Genomic DNA, 19250 nt, shown 5'->3' with positions numbered 1-19250 from the left:
AAGAGTAGACGGCCGGGGCCCACCCTTCGGGCAGCATGGGCCCCATGTCCGCACTGACGCGCAACGAAGCGCAGCTCCGAGCCCAGCTCCTCGACGTCCACCACTACGCCGTCACCCTCGACCTCACCGGCGGCGACGAGACCTTCGAGTCCACGACCGTCATCCGGTTCACCACCCGCACCGCCGCAGACACCTTCGTGGAGCTGAAACCGGACGAGCTGCACTCCGCCGAACTCGACGGCAGCCCCCTCGACCCGGCCGCCCTCGCCGACAACCGCCTCCCGCTCACCGGCCTCGGCGAAGGCCCCCACGAGCTGCGCATCGCCACCCGCATGCGCTACTCCCGCACCGGCGAAGGCCTGCACCGCTTCACCGACCCCGCGGACGGCGAGGCGTACGTCTACACCCAGATGTTCATGGACGACATCCAGCGCGTCTTCCCGGCCTTCGACCAGCCCGACCTCAAGGCCGTCTTCGAGTTCACCGTCACCGCCCCCGCCCCCTGGACCGTCCTCGCCAACGGCATCACCGAGCGCGTCGGCGACCGCGACACGGACGGCGCCGGCATCTGGAAGTCCGCCCCCACCCCCGTCATCTCCACCTACCTCGCCGCCGTCGCCGCCGGACCCTGGCACAGCATCCGCACCGAGCACGCCGGACTCCCCTTCGGCATCCACTGCCGGCAGTCCCTCGCCCCCCACCTCGACGCCGACGCCGAGGAAATCCTCTCCATCACCACCGACTGCTACGACCGCTACCACCAGAAGTTCTCCGAGCCCTACCCCTTCGACTCCTACGACCAGGCCTTCGTCCCCGAGTTCAACGCCGGCGCCATGGAGAACCCGGGCCTGGTCACCTTCCGCGACGAGTTCATCTACCGCTCCGCCGTCACCGACACCGAACGCCAGATCCGCGCCATGGTCATCGCGCACGAGATGGCCCACATGTGGTTCGGCGACCTCGTCACCCTGCGCTGGTGGGACGACATCTGGCTGAACGAGTCCTTCGCCGAGTACATGGGCTACCAGACCCTCACCGAAGCCACCCGCTTCACCGGCACCTGGACCGAATTCGGCGTCACCCGCAAGTCCTGGGGCTACGACGCCGACCAGCGGCCCACCACCCACCCCGTCGCCCCCGACCCCGACGCCGTCCCCGACACCGCGAGCGCCCTCCTCAACTTCGACGGCATCTCCTACGCCAAGGGCGCCTCCGCCCTGCGCCAACTCGTCGCCTGGCTCGGCGAGAAGGACTTCCTCGCCGGCATCAACACCCACTTCACCCGCCACAAGTTCGCCAACGCCTCACTCGCCGACTTCGTCGACTCCCTCGCCGCCCACACCGACCGCGACGTCCACGCCTGGGCCGACATCTGGCTGCGCACCACCGGCATCGACATCCTCACCCCCCGCGTCGAGGAGAGCCACGGCGGCTGGACCCTCACCGTCGACCACCAGGGCACCCGCCCCCACCACATCGCCGTCGGCCTCTACGACCGCGACTCCGACAACACCCTGGAACCGCGCGAACTCCTCACCGTCGACGTCCCCTCCGACGAGGTCGTCTCCGTCAGCGGCCCCCGCCCGGCCCTCCTCGTCCTCAACGACGGCGACCTCAGCTACGCCAAGGTCCGCCTCGACGACACCTCCGTCGAGACCGCCCTGCGCGACCTGTCCGCCATCCCCGACCCCCTCACCCGGACCGTCGTCTGGAACTCCCTGCGCGACATGGTCCGCGACGGCGAACTGGAACCCGCCGCCTACCTGTCCACCGCCGACGCACACCTGCCCGGGGAAGCGGACCTGGCCATCGTCCAAGGGGTCCTGGCCTTCGCCCGCCAGCACATCGCCGACCGCTACCTCGCCCCCGAACACCGCACCGAGGCCCTCGCCACCCTCACCTCCATCGCCCGCGCCCTGCTGCGGCGCACCGAGGACGGCTCCGACCCCGGGCTGCGGCTCGCCGCCGTACGCGCCCTCATCGACGCCGCCACCCAGCCCGACACCCTCGCCGCCTGGCTCGAGGACGACACCGTGCCCGGCGGCCCCGAACTCGACCCCGAGCTGCGCTGGCGCATCCTCGCGCGGCTCTGCGTACTCGGCGCCGCCGGGGAGAGGGAGATCGACGCCGCCCTCGCCGCCGACCCCAGCGCCACCGGCGAGGAAGGCGCCGCCCGCTGCCGCGCCGCACTCCCGACCGCCGAGGCCAAGGCCACAGCCTGGGAACGCCTCTTCCACGACGACTCCCTCTCCAACTACCTCTTCAGCGCCACCGCCCAGGGCTTCTGGCAGCCCGAACAGGCCGACCTCGTACGGGACTACGTACCGCGCTACTACGCCGACGCCATCGCCCTCGGCGCCCGCCGCGGCCCCGCCATCGCCGAAGCCGCAGGCCGCTGGGCCTTCCCCGGCCACGCCGTGGACGAGGACAACCTCCAGGCCGGGCACAGCGGCCTCGCCGACCCGGCCATCGTCCCCGGCCTGCGCCGCAAGCTCGTCGACCAGCTCGACGACCTCGCGCGCGCCCTGCGCATCCGCACCCCCTGACACCACCACCGGCCCGAACGCCACCCCCGGCCGCCGCCCCCGCCACCACCGGCCGGGGGCGGCGGCCGCCCCCGCTCCAGCCCTCTGCCGGCCGTACCCCGCCCCCCGGGCTGGCCCCTGGCTCCTGCCCTGCCCGGGCCCTGGCCCCCCTGGCTCCTGCCCGGCCCGGGCCCTGGCCCCCCTGGCTCCTGCCCGGCCCGGGCCCTGGCCCCCCGGCTCCTGCCCGCCCCCGGATGTCCCCGGCTCCCGGCCCGCCCCGGTTGTCCCCGGCTCCCCGGCCCGGCCCGGGCCTGGCCCCCCGGCTCCTGCCCGCCCCCGGTTGTCCCCGGCTCCTGGCCCGCCCCGGTTGTCCCCGGCTCGTGTCCGGCCCCGGTTGTCCCTGTCTCGTGTCCGGCCCCGGTTGTCCCCGGCTCCCTGGCCCCCGGGCTGTCCCCGGCCCCCGTGACCTCCCCGAGCTGTCCCTGGCCCTGCCCCCTGCCACTGGCCCCCAGGCTCCCGGCCCTGCCCCCGGGTCCGCGGCCGCCGGGGAGAACAACCACCGGTAAACCCCGGTGGTTACCCCGTTCGGGTCTGATCGTTGTACTGGTCGGGCCCCCAGGCTGTCACCGCAGCAGCGCCCGCCGCCAGGCACCCCACGACAGGGCCGGCCCCTGCCGCAGACCCGTTCCCGTGAGGACACCGCATGACAGCGCCGCCCGGCACCCCGCCTCTGCCCTCGCCGCCCCCGCTCGCCGGCGGCCGCGCAGGCGCCGACGCCCTGCGCCCCCTGCTCGACACCGTCCTCGACGCCCTGCACACCGGAGCCCGGGAACGCGGCGGCCCCCTCCCCGCCGGCGGCCCCGACGCCGTCACCGCCTACGTCGCCGCCGCCCTCGGCGAGGTACTCCCCGACCACGGGACCGGCGACCACGAAGCACTCCGGACCCTCGTCCACACCCTCGCCGCAGGCGCCGCCGACCCCGCCGACCCCCTGTGCGCGGCACACCTCCACGGCCCGCCCCTCGCCGTCGCAGCCGCCGCCGACCTCGCCGCCGCCGCCCTCAACCCCTCCCTCGACTCCTGGGACCAGGCCCCCGCCGCCTCCGCGATCGAAGCCCTCCTCACCCGCACCCTCGCCGCAGAGTTCTACGACACCCCCGCCCCCGACGCCCTCGTCACCACCGGCGGCACCGAAGCGAACCAACTCGCCCTGCTCCTCGCCCGCGAACGCCACGGACCCGGCCTGACCGTCCTCCACGGAGCGGGCGCCCACCACTCCGTCCCGCGCGCCGCCTGGCTCCTCGGCCTGCCCCCGGCCACCTCTCTCCCCACCCCCGACGGCACCCTCGACCCCGCCCGCCTCGCCGAAGCCCTCGCCGCCACCCCCGGCCCCACCCTCGTCACCGCCACCGCGGGCACCACCGACGCCGGCCTCATCGACCCCCTCGACCCCATCGCCGACCTCTGCGACCGGTACGGCGCCGACCTCCACATCGACGCCGCGTACGGAGGCCTCCTCGCCCTCAGCCCCCGCCACCGCGCCCGACTCGCAGGCCTCGGCCGCGCCCACTCCCTCACCATCGACCTGCACAAACTCGGCTGGCAACCCGTCGCCGCAGGGCTCCTCGCCGTCCCCGACACCGCCCTGCTGGCCCCCCTCGCCCACCAGGCCGACTACCTCAACGCCACCGACGACACCGAAGCGGGCCTCCCCGACCTCCTCGGCCGCTCCCTGCGCACCACCCGACGCCCCGACGCCCTCAAGATCGCCGCCACCCTGCGCTCCCTCGGCCGCGACGGCCTCGCCCACCTCATCGACCGGAGCTGCGAGCTCGCCCACGACCTCGCCCGCCTCCTCGCAGCACACCCCGGCTTCGAACTCCACGCGCCGCCCACCATCAGCACCGTCCTCTTCCGCCCCACCCACACCGACGACGCCCACATCGCCGCCCTGCGCCGCACCCTCCTCCTCGGCGGTCACGCCGTACTCGGCCGCGCCACCGCCGACGGCCGCCTCTGGCTCAAAGCCACCCTGCTCAACCCCCACACCACCGCGCGGGACCTGGACACCCTCATCACCCTCCTGGAAGGCAGCACCCACCGATGACCGCCCAGCTCGATGCACCCCACGACCTCGTCGGAATCGGCATCGGCCCCTTCAACCTGTCCCTCGCCGCCCTCGCCCACGGCCTCCCCCGCCAAGGAGCGGGCGAACTCGCCACCGCCTTCTACGACCAGCGCGACGACTTCCGCTGGCACCCCGGACTCCTCATCGACGGCACCACCCTCCAGGTCCCCTTCCTCGCCGACCTCGTCACCCTCGCCGACCCCACCAGCCCCTGGAGCTTCCTCAACTACCTCAGGCACAAGGAACGGCTCTTCCCCTTCTACTTCGCCGAGCAGTTCCACATCCAGCGCGCCGAGTACGACGCCTACTGCCGCTGGGTCGCCGGCCGCCTCCCCGGACTCCACTTCGGCCACCAGGTCGACGCCGTCCGCTGGAACCCCGAACGCGACCTCTTCGAAGTCGACTACACCCAACTCGACGCCGGCGGCGAAGCCGAAGCCCTCGGCCGCACCCACACCCGCAACCTCGCCCTCGGCATCGGCACCGCCCCCTACATCCCCGAGCCCCTGCGCCCCCTCGCCGAGGCCCCCACCGTCCCCGTCATCCACTCCGCCGACTACCTCGACAACCGGCAGCGCATCCTCGGCGCCGACCACGTCACCGTCATCGGATCAGGCCAGTCCGGAGCCGAGGTCTTCCTCGACCTGCTGCGCTCCCGCCCCGCCGGCCGCGAACGCCTCACCTGGCTCGCCCGTACCCCGTCCTTCGCCCCCATGGAGTACTCCAAGCTCGGCCTCGAACACTTCACCCCCGACTACACCCGCTACTTCCACGCCCTCCCCGAACCCGTCCGCGACCAGCTCGTCCCCGCACAGTGGCAACTCCACAAAGGCATCGACGCCGCCACCATCACCGCCATCCACGACGAGCTCTACCGCCGCACCCTCCAGGGAGGCTGGCCCGACGCCGTCCTCACCCCCGGAGTCAGCGTCCGCACCGCCGGCCGCGTCGCCACCACCAAGGTCGAACTCCACCTCGAACACATCCAGCAAGGCGCCCGCTCCCGCCTCACCACCAACGCCGTCGTCCTCGCCACCGGCTACCGCGAACGCCCCCTCACCAGCCTCCTCGCAGGCCTCGACCCCTACCTGCGCAAGGACGCCTCCGACCGCCCCCGCATCGACGAACACCACCGCATGATCCTCGACCCCTCCGTCACCGGCAGCATCTTCGTCCAGAACGGCGAACGCCACACCCACGGCGTCGGAGCCCCCGACCTCGGCCTCGCCGCCTGGCGCAGCGCCGCCATCCTGAACACCCTCACCGGCGAAGAGCCCTACCCCCAGCCCACCCGCACCGCCTTCACCACCTTCGGCCTCGAACAGCGGGAGCACACCCGCCCCGCCCCCACGGTCGAACTCCGCCCCCTCGTCGACCACCCCTAGCTCGTGCGCCCCGGGCCGGACCGCCCCGCGCCCGCGACGCAAACGGCCGGGACCCGCCACAGCAGGACCCGGCCGGACAGCACCGAACGGACTAGAACACCGGAACCCCGGCCCGGGTCAGCCGCCAGTCCACGGACGCGAACTGCGCCGGGTCGATCGTCCCCTTCGCCTTCACCCACTGGATGATCGTGTTACGGATTTCGTCCGAATTCGCCCACAGCTGCTTGGCCTGCGGCACGTGCGGGAAGTTCCCGCCGCCCGACGCCCGGTAGTTGTTCACCGCCAGCACGAACTGCGCCGCCGGATCCACCGCCTTCCCCTGGAAGGACAGCCCCGAGATCCGCGAACCCACCGGCTGCGCGATGTCGATGTCGTACGCCAGCCCGTACACGGCGTCGTAGTTGTAGTCCGGGATGCTCTCGGCGTTCGTCAGCTTCGCCGGATCCACCACATCGCCCGGCGCCGTCCGCACGAAGTACCGCGCCGAGTACTCCAGATAGTCCTTCAGCTGCGCACCCGTCAGCAGGCGCGCCTCCATCGTGTTCTCGAACGGGTACAGACCCGCCGCATCCTTGATCGTCACCTGCCCGGCCGGAATCGACGCCGTCCGCGAGAAGCACGACGCCTGCGACAGCACCGGCAGCGCCGCCCACTCCGTACCGGCCAGCGCCCCCTTCACCGTCTCCGCCTGCACATGGTTGATCAGATCGATGATCGCGACGTCCTTGACCGGCCCCTCCGCCGACGACATCGCCTGCGCCGACGTACCGATCACCTGGTTCACGTACGCCACGACCTTGCGGTGCTCGTCCGACAGCAGCCGCACGATCTTCGGGTCCTCGACGGCCGTGTTCGAGTTCAGCACCTTCGCCGACACCTTCGCCACAGACCAGCAGCCCTTCGACCACGTCAGCTCGAAGTCGAACAGCGTCAGGCGCTGCCCCCACTTCAGCGGCTCCGACAGCACCACGTCCTTGCCGGTCGCCTTGTTCTTCACCCGGTACTCCGGGATCTCCGTGTGCGCGTGGCCCACCAGGATCGCGTCGATCCCCGGCACCTGCTCGGCCACCAGGCCCGCCGCGTTCTCGATGTACGGCAGCTGGTCACCGTACGAGGACGTACCGCTCGAACCGGAGTGCGCGGACACGATCACCACGTCCGCACCCATCGAGCGCAGCTTCGGCACGTACTTCGCCGCCTGCTCCTCCAGCCCCGGGAACGTCATCTTCCCCTGCACGTTCGCCTTGTCCCAGATCGCGATCCCCGGGTTCGTCAGCCCCAGCACCGCCACCTTCACATCCCGCCCGTGCGGAGTCCGCAGCCGGTGCATGCTGTACGGCGGGAACGCCGGCCGCAGCGTCTTCGCATCCAGCGCGTTCGCCCCCAGCAGCGGGAAGTGACACTGCTCCTCGAACTTGCGCAGCACCGGGATGCCGTAGTTGAACTCGTGGTTCCCCAGCGCCGCCGCGTCGTAGCCGATCGCGTTCATCGCTTGCGCCATCGGGTGCACCGGACCGCGCCGCGCGGTGATCGGATCCACCTTCGCGTAGTAGTACGACAGCTGCGTGCCCTGGATCGTGTCACCCGCGTCGATCATCAGCGTATTGCAGCGGCCCTTCTCCGCCCGCACCTGGTTCACGAGCGTCGAGATCTTCGCCAGGCCGACGTCGTTGTGCGCCTTGTCGTCGAACTCCTTGTCCGTGAAGTAGTCCCAGTTGAAGACATTTCCGTGCAGGTCGGTCGTGCCCATCACCGTGAACGAGTACGTCCGCGACTTCGCCGCCGCGGCGGCCCCGGCGGCCCCGGGGGCCTCCTCGGCCGCGGCGGCCGGGGTGCCCGCGGCCCCCGTCAACGCGACAGCCGCACCCGTGGCGGCCGAAGTGCCCAGAAACGTCCTACGGTCGAACGCCATGCCATCTCCCCTTGTGAGGCGTGAACCACTCTCGAAACGCGAACAACGCGCGTAGATTCTGACCGATCGGTAACAAGCGGCAACACCCCCGCCAGGTTTCGATCCGATGACCACCAAGACGCACGGCCGGGTGCGGGCGTCTCGGCGCACCGCCCCCTGATCAGCCATCAAGCAAGTGGTGAACCAGGACACTTGGGCGAGCGTCCCCACGCACTCGCCTCCGCCGACGGAACCCGCCTCCAGGTCCGGACCTGCCTCCGACCCCCCGACCGGACACGGACCGTCCCCGCCGCCGCACCTCTCACGACAGCACGAAGTGCGACAGTGAAACCATGACTCAGGACGCAGCGCACCAGCCCTACGGAACCCCCGAAGTACCCCGCGTCGCCGTCCGCGGCGAAGCCCGCCTCGAAGTCGACCCCGAAATCGCCCGCATCGGCATCACCGTCAGCGCCCGCGGCACCGACCGACGCACCGCCCTCCAAGACCTCACCCGCCGCAACAGCACCATCCTCGACCTCGTCAAGAGCTACGGCGACGCCGTCGAAAAACTCGAAACCGGCGCCTTCTCCATCAACCCCGAACTCACCCGCCACGGCCGCGCCGAACGCATCCGCGCTTACCGCGGCCGCGTCCACATCACCGCCGAACTCGCCGACTTCACCGCCCTCGGCGAACTCACCACCCGCCTCGCCGACCTCGAACTCACCAGCGTCGACGGCCCCTGGTGGGCCCTGCGCCCCACCTCACCCGCCCACGGCGAAGCCCGCCGCCAAGCCGCACTCGAAGCCGTCCAGCGCGCCCGCGAATACGCCTGCGCCCTCGGCGCCGACCTCTGCGCCCTCGTCGAACTCGCCGACCTCGGCGCCGAAAACGCCGCCCCCTTCACCGCCGCCCCCGCCGGAATGCTGCGCTCCATGAGCTACGGCGCCGACGAGGAGACCGCCGCCCCGCCCCTCGACCTCGAGCCCCAGCGCCAGACCGTCTACGCCCAGGTCAACGCCCGCTTCACGATGACCCCGCCACAGCTCTGAAGACCACACCAATCCCGCCCCGGGGGTGCTCATCAGAGCACCCCCACGCACATTCAATAATTGTCAACAACCTTTTGCCCAAAGGTCGTTGAGTGGACACCCGGAACCAATTTCCTACTGTCTGGTAGGGGCATACGCTCGCCCCATGCGCCGAGCAAAAATCGTATGTACCCTGGGCCCCGCCACCGACTCATACGACCAGATCAAAGCACTGGTCGAAGCCGGAATGGACATCGCCCGCCTCAACCTCAGCCACGGCACCTACGCCGAACACGAGGAGCGCTACCAGCGCGTACGCAAGGCCGCCGACGAAACAGGCCGCAGCGTCGGCATCCTCGCAGACCTTCAAGGCCCGAAGATCCGCCTCGGCCGATTCGCCGAAGGCCCCGTACTCCTTGAACGCGGCGACGAATTCACCATCACCGTCGACACCATCCAAGGCGACCGCCACACCTGCGGAACCACCTACAAGGGCCTCGCCGCCGACGTCACCACCGGCGAACGCATCCTCGTCGACGACGGCCGCGTCACCCTCCAGGTCACCGCAGTGGACGGACCCCACGTCCGCACCACCGTCATCGAAGGCGGCATGGTCTCCGACCACAAGGGGCTCAACCTCCCCGGCGTCGCCGTCTCCGTCCCCGCCCTCTCCGACAAGGACATCGACGACCTCCGCTGGGCCCTGCGCACCGGCGCCGACGTCATCGCCCTCTCCTTCGTCCGCAGCGGCCGCGACATCGAAGACGTCCACCGCATCATGGACGAAGAAGACCGCCGCCTCCCCGTCATCGCCAAGATCGAAAAGCCCCAGGCCGTCGAGAACATCGACGACATCGTCGCCGCCTTCGACGGCATCATGGTCGCCCGCGGCGACCTCGGCGTCGAAATGCCCCTCGAACAAGTCCCCATCGTCCAAAAGCGCGCCGTCAAACTCGCCAAGCGCAACGCCAAGCCCGTCATCGTCGCCACCCAGATGCTCGACTCGATGATCGACAACTCCCGGCCCACCCGCGCCGAAGCCTCCGACGTCGCCAACGCCGTCATCGACGGCACCGACGCCGTCATGCTCAGCGGCGAAACCAGCGTCGGCAAATACCCCGTCGAAACCGTCAAGACCATGTCCCGCATCGTCGAAGCCGCCGAAGAAGACATCCTCGCCAAGGGCCTCCCCCCGCTCACCGAACACAGCAAGCCCCGCACCCAAGGCGGAGCCGTCGCCCGCGCAGCCGCCGAAATGGGTGACTTCCTCGGCGCCAAATTCCTCGTCGCCTTCACCCAGAGCGGAGACACCGTCCGCCGGCTCTCCCGCTACCGCTCACCCATCCCCCTCCTCGCCTTCACCCCCGACCCCGCCACCCGCTCCCAGCTCAACCTCACCTGGGGCGTCGAAACCTTCCTCGGCCCCCACGTCGACTCCACCGACGCCATGGTCGCCCAGGTCGAAGAAGAACTCCTGCGCATCGGCCGCTGCGTACCCGGCGACGTCGTCGTCATCACCGCCGGCTCGCCCCCCGGAGTCACCGGATCCACCAACCTGGTCCGCGTCCACCACATCGGCGACCCCGTACGCTGAACGCCCGCACCACCCACCGCGTCGGGCCCCGTCCCGCCCGACGCGGCCACGCGGCACGACGCTTCGACCTCAACTTAACTAGAGGTCCTACCGTGATGCGCACGACGACGATCAAGACCTACCCCCACGACCAACTCGTCGCCCAGCCCATCGGCTACTGGAGCCGCGAAACCGCCAACCTGGTCATCGGCGCCCTACGCGCCGCGCTCGCCGGCCGGTGCCGCATCAGGAAGACGCGGCCCCGCCATCGCCGGCCCGAGCCACCCGGATGGCTGCTCCTGGGTGAACGCCCACCTGGTTCCGGCGTGCCGACGAGGCAGCCAAGGGAGTTGGCGGGTGACGATTCGGGTCGTACGTGCCGCTCGGCGATGTGAATGAACGTGCAGAGAGGTCCCCATGTCCACCGAGGAGAACAAGAGGCTGGTCCGCCGCTTCTACCGGGAGATCGACGAGGGCAACGTGGATGCCATGGACGATCTCGTCGCCGAGGACTACAAGGACCACTCGCCGCCACCGTTCCCGGGCTTCGCACCCGGTCGCGAGGGACTCAAGCAGGCGTTCCGGCTGTTCTGGGACGCCACACCCGGAACGCACGACATCGAAGACCAGATCGCGGAGGGCGACAGGGTCGTGACCCGGCTGACGGCCCGTGGAGTACACGAGGGAGACCTCCCGGGCATCCCCGCCACCGGCAGGCCGCTCACGATGACCGGGACGGTGATTCACCGCATCGAGGACGGCAAGCTCGCCGAGAAGTGGTCGAACAAGGACGAGCTCGGCTTCCTCCAACAGCTCGGTGTCATCTCCCCGCCCGGCGCGGCACCGGAATAGTCGCGACCCGACCTAGTACTTCGGCCCGATGTGGGCGTCCATGAGGGCCACGGAGGCCTTGCGGGCGATGGAGACGTTGAACGGGTCGCTGCCACGGGCCAGGATCGTCCACTGGACCCCGACCCTGGTCAGGGTGTCCGTACACAGCTTCCGGATGTCGTCGGACTTGTTGGTGAAGGGGTACCGCGGGTACTCGTACCGCTTGCCGTTCCGCACGGTCCAGTTGGTGATCCGGCACCCGTCGGAATGGATCAGCCCTCGCACGAACTCCCAGGGGTGGGCATCGACGATCTCCTGCTGCCACCCTTCGAGGACGATCCGCCGCTCGTGCTTCCTGCCGGGCCCGTGCTGCGGGAACAAGCACTCCAAGTGCTTCGAGTACACCTTGACGTTGTGGCAACCGACTCTGCGCACGCGGCACACCTGGTTGTACGGGAAGACGCGGCGCATGGCTTGATCGGCGCAGTCCATCAGGCCGGGCCAGGTGTCTCCACAAGTGATCATCAGGTTGGGCACACGATGGCCCGAGTAGTGGCTGATATGACCATCGCCGAGATAGAGGCCCAGGAGGTAGGAGTACGCCACTTCGTCGAGGGGGCTGCCATCGCATCGCGGGCAGTCCGGATCATGTGAGCCAGGGCACTCGCCGCGCTTGGCGCGGTCCATGTGCTTCCAGTAGCCGACGGTGCCCAGTGGGACGTCAAGCCGACGGGCGACTTCAGCGTTCCTTGCGCCGCCGCGCAGCAGGGAGAGGGCCGTTTGCCGTGTTTCGAGGCTGTGGAACTCCATGAGGCAACTGTGCGTGAGCGCCGATGGTCGCGAGCAGCGAAAAGCGGACGTTCAGGCGAAGGTGAACGTCCGCTTTTCGGACAAGTACCGGGTGCGGGATTCGAACCCGCACGTCCTTTCGGACAGATGTGTTTGAGACATCAGCGTCTGCCATTCCGCCAACCCGGCTAGGTCGCATGTCGGAGTGTACCGGGTGACCATGGGGAAGCGCCGCTAGGTAGGCTCATCCAAGCAGCACCGCCCCGCACCGAGGAGCCATCGTGACCGCCGAGCACGAGTCGACGCCCACGCCCGACGCCGACCAGTCGCACGTTCCGCCGCTGACGACCCGCGTCGTCATCGCCGAGGACGAGGCGCTCATCCGTCTCGACCTGAAAGAGATGCTCGAGGAGGAGGGCTACGCCGTGGTCGGCGAAGCCGGGGACGGCCAGACCGCCGTGGAGCTGGCCCGGGAGCACCGGCCCGACCTGGTGATCCTCGATGTGAAGATGCCCGTCCTGGACGGGATCTCCGCGGCCGAGAAGATCGCGGAGGAGTCCATCGCGCCGGTCCTGATGCTGACCGCGTTCTCGCAGCGCGACCTGGTCGAGCGGGCGCGGGACGCCGGGGCCATGGCGTACCTGGTGAAGCCGTTCAGCAAGAGCGATGTCGTGCCGGCCATCGAGATGGCGGTGTCGCGCTTCGCGGAGCTGCGGGCGCTGGAGAAGGAGGTCGCGGACCTCTCCCTGCGGCTGGAGACCCGCAAGCTCGTGGACCGCGCGAAGAGCATTCTGCAGACGCAGTACGGGCTGTCCGAGCCCGCCGCGTTCCGGTGGATCCAGAAGACCTCCATGGACCGTCGCATGTCCATGCAGCAGGTCGCCGAGGCGGTCATCGAGGACGCCGAGGAGAAGAAGAACGCCGCGAACTAGCGCGTACGCGTGAGGCCCGCCACCGGGGACGGTGGCGGGCCTCACACGTGTGCGGATCTGATCAGTCCTCGCCGAGGTACGCCTTGCGGACGTCCTCGTTGTGGAGGAGCTCCTGGCCGGAGCCGGAGAGCACGATCTTGCCGATCTCCATCACGTGGGCCTGGTCGGCCAGCGAGAGGGCGGCCTGGGCGTTCTGCTCGACGAGCAGGATGGTGGTGCCCGTGGCCTTGAGCTCGGCGATGGTCGCCATGATCTTCTGCATCATCAGCGGGGAGAGGCCCATGGAGGGCTCGTCCAGCATGAGCAGCTTGGGCTGGGACATGAGGGCCCGGCCCATGGCGAGCATCTGCTGCTCACCGCCCGAGAGGGTTCCGGCGGCCTGCTTGCGGCGCTCGCCCAGGATGGGGAACATCTCGTAGGCGCGCTGGATGTCCTTCTCGATGCCGTCCTTGTCGGTGCGCAGGAAGGCGCCGAGCTGGAGGTTCTCGGCGATCGTCAGCCGGGGGAAGATGTGGCGTCCCTCGGGGGAGTGGGCGAGGCCCAGGGAGACGATCTTGTGGGCGGGGACCTGTGCGAGCGGCTTGCCGTCGAAGGTGACGGTGCCGCCGGCGGGCTTGAGGAGCCCGGAGAGGGTGCGCAGGGTGGTCGTCTTGCCGGCGCCGTTGGTGCCGACGAGGCAGACGATTTCGCCTTCGTTGACTTCGAAGGAGATTCCCTTGACGGCTTCGATCTTGCCGTAGGCGACCTTGAGGTCCTTGACCTCGAGCAGTGCGGTCACTTGGCGTCTCCGTCCGTGCTGGTGGTGCTGGTGGTGCTGTCCGCGTCCGACTCCGCGTCCGACTCCGGGTCGGCGTCGGCGTCGGCCGGTGCCTCGGCCTCGACCACGGCCGGTGCGTCGGCCTCGACCACGGCCGGTGCGTCGGCGTCGGCCTCGACCACGGCCGGTGCGTCGGCGTCGGCCTCGGCCACGGCCGGTGCCTCGGCCTCGGCCTCCGCGTTCTGTTCGGCGGCTTCGACTGCGGCGGCCTCCGCTGCGCCCGGGTCGCCCTCGAAGGGCTCGCCGAGGTAGGCGGCGATGACGCGCTCGTCACCCTGGACTTCGGCTGCGGTGCCTTCGATGAGCTTTTCGCCCTGGACGAGGCAGGCGACGCGGTCGCAGAGGTTGAAGATGAAGCGCATGTCGTGCTCGATGACGAGTACGGCGATGCCCATGTCGCGGATGGCGAAGATGAGTTCTTCGGCCGCGCGGGTCTCCTGCGGGTTCATGCCGGCCGTCGGCTCGTCGAGGAGCAGCAGGCCGGGGTCGCTCGCGAGGGCGCGGGCGATTTCGAGCTTGCGCTGCTCGCCGTACGGGAGGTTCTTGGCGAGGTGCTGGGCCTTGTGCTCCAGGCCGATGAACTCGAGGAGTTCCATGGCGCGGGCCTCGGAGGCGGCTTCGGCCTTCTTGAAGCCGGGGCCGCGCAGGAGGGCGGACCAGAGGCCTTCCTTGGTCCGGGTGTGGCGTCCGACGAGGACGTTCTCCATGACGGTCATGTTGGAGAAGAGCCGGATGTTCTGGAAGGTGCGGGCGATGCCTGCCTTGGTGACGAGGTGGGGCTTGGGCGGCAGGACGGTGCCCTTGTAGCTGACGGTTCCCTCGGTGGGGATGTACAGCCCGGTGAGGCAGTTGAAGAAGGTGGTCTTGCCGGCGCCGTTGGGGCCGATGAGGCCGACGATTTCGCCTGCGTTGACCTTGAGGTCGACGGAGCGGACGGCGGTGAGGCCGCCGAAGCGCATGGTGACGCCGCTGGCTTCGAGGACGGTCTCGCCGGCCGGGGTGGCGGCGGCGGGGGTGGTGGTGTCGGTGGTGGTCGTCATGGTGTTCACGCACCAGCCTTGGCGGTGGCCAGGTCCGCGGGGGCCTGGTCAGCGGTGTCGTCGTGGTACTCGAGCTGCGCGCGCTTGTTGGCGATGAGGCCTTCGGGGCGGAAGCGCATCAGGATGATGAGGGCGATGCCGAAGCCGAGGAGCTGGTAGTCCTGGAGGAAGGACAGCTTGGCCGGGATCAGGAAGAGGAGTGCGGCGCCGAGGATGGGGCCGCGGATGGTTCCCATGCCGCCGAGGATGACGGCGGCGAGGAGGAATGCGGAGTTCGGGGGCACGGGGCCGGCGAACTGGTACATCTCGGGGACCACGGTGTGCTGGACGTGCGCCTGGACGGTGCCGGCGAGGCCGGCGAGGGTGGCGCCGAGGGCGAAGGCGATGAGCTTGACGCGGAAGCCGTTGATGCCCATGGCGGTGGCGGCGGTCTCGTCTTCGCGGATGGCGACCCAGGCGCGTCCGATGCGGCTGCTGCCTGCGCGGCTGAAGACGATGACCACGACGGCCATCGCGAGCAGCATGAGCATGTAGTAGTTGGCGTAGGCGCCGAGCTGGATGCCGAGGACGGTGTGGGGCTGTCCGAAGTTCCAGCCGAACATTTCGAGGTCGGGGATGTTGGTGATGCCGTTCGGCCCGTTGGTGATCTTGGGGCCGGAGACGCCGTCGAGGTTGCCCATGGCGATGCGGAAGATTTCTCCGAAGCCGAGGGTGACGATGGCGAGGTAGTCGCCGCGCAGGCGCAGGGTGGGTGCGCCGATGATGACGCCGAAGACCAGCGAGGCGAGGGCGCCGGTCAGGACTGCGGCCCAGAAGGGGAAGTGCACGTGGAAGGCGGAGGACGCGCTTCCGGACACGAGGGCCGCGGTGTAGGCGCCGACGCCGAGGAAGGCGACGTAGCCGAGGTCGAGGAGGCCTGCGAGGCCGACGACGACGTTGAGGCCGAGGGCGACGGTCGCGAAGATCAGGATGTTGACCGCGATCAGCGTGTAGGTGTCGCCGCCCTGCTGGGTGAGGGGGAAGGCGATGGCTGCGACGAAGGCGGCGATGACCGTGATCTGGCGGTTGTTCGCGGTGATGTCGCTCAGGCGCTGGGTGAGGCCGGACTTCATGACCGCGAAGGAGGCGAACGCGACGAGGATCAGGTACGCAGTGAAGAGCTGCGGTTCCTTGTCGTCGGTGTCGATGCCGAAGGTGATCACGTAGAGGCCGACGGCGAAGACGGCGACGATGACCAGGATTTCGGCCCAGGAGGACAGCTTCTTGGCCGGGGCGGCCTTGCGGGTGTCGTCGGGGAGCTTGTACGCGGCGAGGGCCGGGACGACGGCTCCGATGAGCGCGACGTAGGCGCCGGGCTCGAGGTGGACGAATCCGCCGAGGACCCAGGCGATCGCGACGACCGTGTAGAGGGTGGTCGCGAAGGTGCCGAGGGCGAGGATCCACAGTGCCTTGCGCGAGCCGGCGGGGGTGAGCCAGCCGAGGCCCTTGATGCCGAGGGCGGAGAGCGCGTGCAGGGCGGTGAGGACGGCGCCGACCAGGGTGAGGAGCTGGAGCTGGGCGGGGTTGCCGTTGATGGTGAGGTTGCCCGGGAACTCGGTGGTCCAGGTCCAGGCGAGGAAGGCGCTGACGACGGTGAGGAGGCTGCCGCCGATGATCGCGTAGAGCAGCGCGGTCCGGGAGGTGGTGCCGGAGGTCTCGGCCTCCAGCGGGAGGGTGGCTTCGTTGGTCATGTTGGTCACGCCCGATCCGCGACGCGCTGGCCGAGGAGGCCTTGTGGCCGCACGAGGAGGACGACGATGAGGAGTACGAAGGCCCAGACGTTGGACCAGGCTCCGCCGCCGAGCTGCTGCATGCCGGGGATGTCTTCGATGTAGGCGATGGAGAGGGCTTCGGCGAGGCCGAGGACGATGCCGCCGACCATGGCGCCGTAGATGTTGCCGATGCCACCGAGGACGGCTGCGGTGAAGGCCTTGAGGCCGAGGATGAAGCCCATCTCGAAGTTGATCTGGCCCTTGTCGAGGCCGTAGGCGACGGCGGCGACGGCGGCGAACGCGGCACCGATGGCGAAGGCCATGACGATGATGCGGTCGGTGTTGATGCCCATCAGCTTCGCGGTGTCCGGGTCCTGCGCGGTGGCCTGCATGGCGCGGCCGCTGCGGCTCTTCTGGACGAAGACGCCGAGGACGAGCATGCAGAGGGGGGCGAGGATGAGGACGAAGGCGTCCGAGCGCTGGATGGAGAGGCTCGAGGTGATCTTGAAGGCTTCGCCGGTGAACTCGGGGAAGCTGACGGCCTTCTTGGCGTCGGGGTAGAAGCCCCAGACGAGCTGCTGAAGGACGATGGACAGGCCGATCGCGGTGATGAGCGGGGCCAGTCGGGGGGCGTTGCGAAGGGGGCGGTACGCGAAGCGTTCCGCTGCGGTTGCGACGGCTACGGAGGCGATCGCGCCACCGATGATCATGAGCGGTATCGCCACCAGGAGGGAGGTGCCGCTCGGGAGGGCGGCGTAGGTGGAGACGGCGCCGAAGCCGCCGATCATGAAGATCTCGCCGTGGGCGAAGTTGATGAGCTGGACGATGCCGTAGACCATGGTGTACCCGATGGCGATGAGGCCATACAGGGCACCGAGGGACAGGCCGTTGGCCAGCTGTTGCGGCAGTTCGTGCACCGCAGGGCCTCCGATGTGCGTGTCGGATATGAGTCCGCGCGAGGGCGCTGTTTGCGCCCTCGCGCGGCGTGGTTCATTTGGGGAGGATCAGGCCGGGGCCTGGGACTTCGGGTGGTGCGTGGGGACTACTGGTTGAAGGTGTCGCTCTTGACGTCGACCCACTTGCCGCCCTCGACCTTGTAGACCGTGAGCTGCTTGTTGGTGGTGTCGCCGTACTCGTCGAAGGCGACCTTGCCGGTCACGCCTTCGAAGGAGACCTTGGAGAGGGCCTCGACGACCTTGGCGCGGGCGTCGGTGGGGAGCTTGCCTCCGTTGGCGGCGACGACGGCCTTGACCGCCTGGATGACGGACCAGCCGGCGTCGTAGGAGTAGCCGCCGTAGGCCGCGTACGGGTCCTTGTAGCCGCCGGCCTGGTAGTCGGCGATGAAGGTCTTGGCGGTGGGCAGCTTCTCGACCGGGTAGCCGATCGAGGTGGCGAGGTCGCCCTCGTTGGGCTCGCCGGAGGCGGTGATGAAGGCGGGGTCCTGGATGCCGTCGCCGCCCATGAGCGGGATGTTGGCGCCGGCCTTCTTGACCTGGTCGGCGAGGAGGCCGCCCTCGGGGTACTGGCCGCCGAAGTAGACGGAGTCGGCGCCGGAGCTCTTGACCTTGTCGGCGGTGGAGGAGAAGTCGGTCTCCTTCACGGTGACGTGGTCGGTGCCGACGACCTCGCCGCCGAGCTTCTTGAACTCGTCGGAGAAGATCGCGCCGAGGCCGGCGCCGTAGGTCTGCTTGTCGTCGACGACGAAGACCTTCCTCTTGCCGGCGTCCTTGAAGAGGTACTGGGCGGCGAACTTGCCCTGGACCACGTCGGTGGCGGCGGTGCGGAAGTAGGTCTTGAAGGGGCGCTTGAAGTCGCCCTTGCCCCAGTTGTCGCCCTGGCTGAGCGAGGGGTTGGTGTTGGCGGGGGAGACCTGCGCCAGGTTGGCGGAGGCGAAGACGCCCTGCATGGACTGGGCGACGCCGGAGTTCAGGGGGCCGACGACGCCGATGACGTCCTTGTCGCCGACGAGCTTGGTGGCGTTGGCCTGACCGGAGGCGGGGACCGCCTGGTCGTCGAGGCCCTCGACCTTGAACTCGATGCCCGGGACCTCGTTGTTCTTGTTGGCCGTCTTGGCCGCGAGGTCGACGGAGTTCTTGATGCCCTGGCCGAGCGCGGAGAGCGAGCCGGTGAGGGGGGCGTCCACGCCGATGACGACGACGGTCTTGGAGCCGTCGGACTTGTCCCCGGTCTTCGCCTCATCGCGCGAACCGCAGGCGGTGAGGGTCAGTGCTCCCGTGGTGATCACGGTGGTGAGGACGAGCAAAGAACGGTGTCGCACGTTTTTTCCTTTCCCTGGCGCGGCCCCCTCATACGAGGTGCCGTTTGGTCGCCGGGCCGCACTGGGAGGTCCACGGCCGTGCTGAGTCGCGCCCTGCGGCGCGGTGACTGGCCGTGACTCTAGGCCGAGGTGGCGAGCGCGGGGAGCGGGGAAAGGAGGATGTGACTGTCTTGTTATGCCGAGGCCAAGAATGTGTGGCGGGAGTACGGACAGATCGGGCGTTTGGCGACTTCGGGGAATGTCCGCATGCTGAGAATTCCCCGTTTCTCTAAGGGG

Annotated in this window: 14 protein-coding genes and 1 tRNA gene; 7 read left to right on the top strand and 8 right to left on the bottom strand. The window is 69.6% G+C overall.

What is annotated here, in order from left to right; genetic code table 11:
* Window positions 1–44: 44 nt before the first annotated feature.
* From pepN to AB0I68_RS00950, 3 genes are all read left to right on the top strand, one after another.
* Window positions 45–2546 (top strand): aminopeptidase N, encoded by a 2502-nt coding sequence (pepN, locus tag AB0I68_RS00960; RefSeq protein ID WP_363175015.1) that lies wholly within the window; start codon window positions 45–47, stop codon window positions 2544–2546.
* A 682-nt stretch (window positions 2547–3228) separates the two neighbouring features.
* Window positions 3229–4632: an aminotransferase class V-fold PLP-dependent enzyme gene (locus AB0I68_RS00955; protein WP_363175014.1), complete on the top strand. Its 1404-nt coding sequence runs from the start codon at window positions 3229–3231 to the stop codon at window positions 4630–4632.
* The gene (locus tag AB0I68_RS00950; protein ID WP_363175013.1) at window positions 4629–6038 is read left to right on the top strand and encodes a SidA/IucD/PvdA family monooxygenase; all 1410 of its coding nucleotides are present in this window, start codon (window positions 4629–4631) and stop codon (window positions 6036–6038) included. Before AB0I68_RS00955 ends, AB0I68_RS00950 begins: the two co-directional genes overlap by 4 nt.
* Before the next feature lie 91 nt (window positions 6039–6129).
* On the opposite strand, the gene AB0I68_RS00945 is transcribed toward AB0I68_RS00950, so the two are convergent.
* Entirely contained in the window at window positions 6130–7950 is a 1821-nt protein-coding gene (locus AB0I68_RS00945; protein ID WP_363175012.1) for a 5'-nucleotidase C-terminal domain-containing protein, read from the bottom strand.
* A gap of 332 nt (window positions 7951–8282) precedes the next feature.
* Between AB0I68_RS00945 and AB0I68_RS00940 the strand changes: the two genes are divergently transcribed.
* From AB0I68_RS00940 to AB0I68_RS00930, 3 genes are all read left to right on the top strand, one after another.
* On the top strand, window positions 8283–8984 hold the full coding sequence (locus AB0I68_RS00940; RefSeq protein WP_363175011.1) for an SIMPL domain-containing protein: 702 nt from the start codon (window positions 8283–8285) through the stop codon (window positions 8982–8984).
* Between the two features lie 145 nt (window positions 8985–9129).
* Window positions 9130–10557 carry a pyruvate kinase gene (gene pyk, locus AB0I68_RS00935; protein ID WP_363175010.1) on the top strand — a complete coding sequence of 476 codons (1428 nt, stop codon included), beginning with the start codon at window positions 9130–9132 and terminating at the stop codon, window positions 10555–10557.
* Between the two features lie 396 nt (window positions 10558–10953).
* Entirely contained in the window at window positions 10954–11388 is a 435-nt protein-coding gene (locus AB0I68_RS00930; protein ID WP_363175009.1) for an ester cyclase, read from the top strand.
* A 12-nt stretch (window positions 11389–11400) separates the two neighbouring features.
* Here the strand turns inward: AB0I68_RS00930 and AB0I68_RS00925 are convergent, their stop codons facing one another.
* Window positions 11401–12177 (bottom strand): helix-turn-helix domain-containing protein, encoded by a 777-nt coding sequence (locus AB0I68_RS00925; RefSeq protein WP_363175008.1) that lies wholly within the window; start codon window positions 12175–12177, stop codon window positions 11401–11403.
* An 85-nt stretch (window positions 12178–12262) separates the two neighbouring features.
* Window positions 12263–12345 (bottom strand) — tRNA-Leu (locus AB0I68_RS00920).
* Window positions 12346–12437: 92 nt separating this feature from the next.
* Between AB0I68_RS00920 and AB0I68_RS00915 the strand changes: the two genes are divergently transcribed.
* On the top strand, window positions 12438–13088 hold the full coding sequence (locus AB0I68_RS00915) for a response regulator (RefSeq protein WP_363175007.1): 651 nt from the start codon (window positions 12438–12440) through the stop codon (window positions 13086–13088).
* 61 nt (window positions 13089–13149) lie between these two features.
* Here AB0I68_RS00915 and AB0I68_RS00910 read toward each other — a convergent pair whose 3' ends face one another.
* From AB0I68_RS00910 to AB0I68_RS00890, 5 genes are all read right to left on the bottom strand, one after another.
* Complete coding sequence (locus tag AB0I68_RS00910; RefSeq protein ID WP_363175006.1) at window positions 13150–13866, bottom strand: ABC transporter ATP-binding protein; 717 nt, start codon at window positions 13864–13866, stop codon at window positions 13150–13152.
* Window positions 13863–14945 (bottom strand): ABC transporter ATP-binding protein, encoded by a 1083-nt coding sequence (locus AB0I68_RS00905; protein ID WP_363175363.1) that lies wholly within the window; start codon window positions 14943–14945, stop codon window positions 13863–13865. Before AB0I68_RS00905 ends, AB0I68_RS00910 begins: the two co-directional genes overlap by 4 nt.
* Window positions 14946–14950: 5 nt before the next feature.
* Window positions 14951–16675: a branched-chain amino acid ABC transporter permease gene (locus AB0I68_RS00900; RefSeq protein ID WP_363175362.1), complete on the bottom strand. Its 1725-nt coding sequence runs from the start codon at window positions 16673–16675 to the stop codon at window positions 14951–14953.
* 5 nt (window positions 16676–16680) lie between these two features.
* Window positions 16681–17613, bottom strand: coding sequence for a branched-chain amino acid ABC transporter permease (locus AB0I68_RS00895; RefSeq protein WP_363175005.1), 933 nt, complete (start codon window positions 17611–17613; stop codon window positions 16681–16683).
* A gap of 125 nt (window positions 17614–17738) precedes the next feature.
* Window positions 17739–18974 carry a branched-chain amino acid ABC transporter substrate-binding protein gene (locus AB0I68_RS00890; protein ID WP_363175004.1) on the bottom strand — a complete coding sequence of 412 codons (1236 nt, stop codon included), beginning with the start codon at window positions 18972–18974 and terminating at the stop codon, window positions 17739–17741.
* Between the last annotated feature and the right edge of the window lie 276 nt (window positions 18975–19250).

Origin of the sequence: Streptomyces sp. NPDC050448 (assembly GCF_040655295.1) — a bacterium.
Classification (GTDB): domain Bacteria; phylum Actinomycetota; class Actinomycetes; order Streptomycetales; family Streptomycetaceae; genus Streptomyces.
This window is presented reverse-complemented; position numbering and strand designations above follow the sequence as displayed.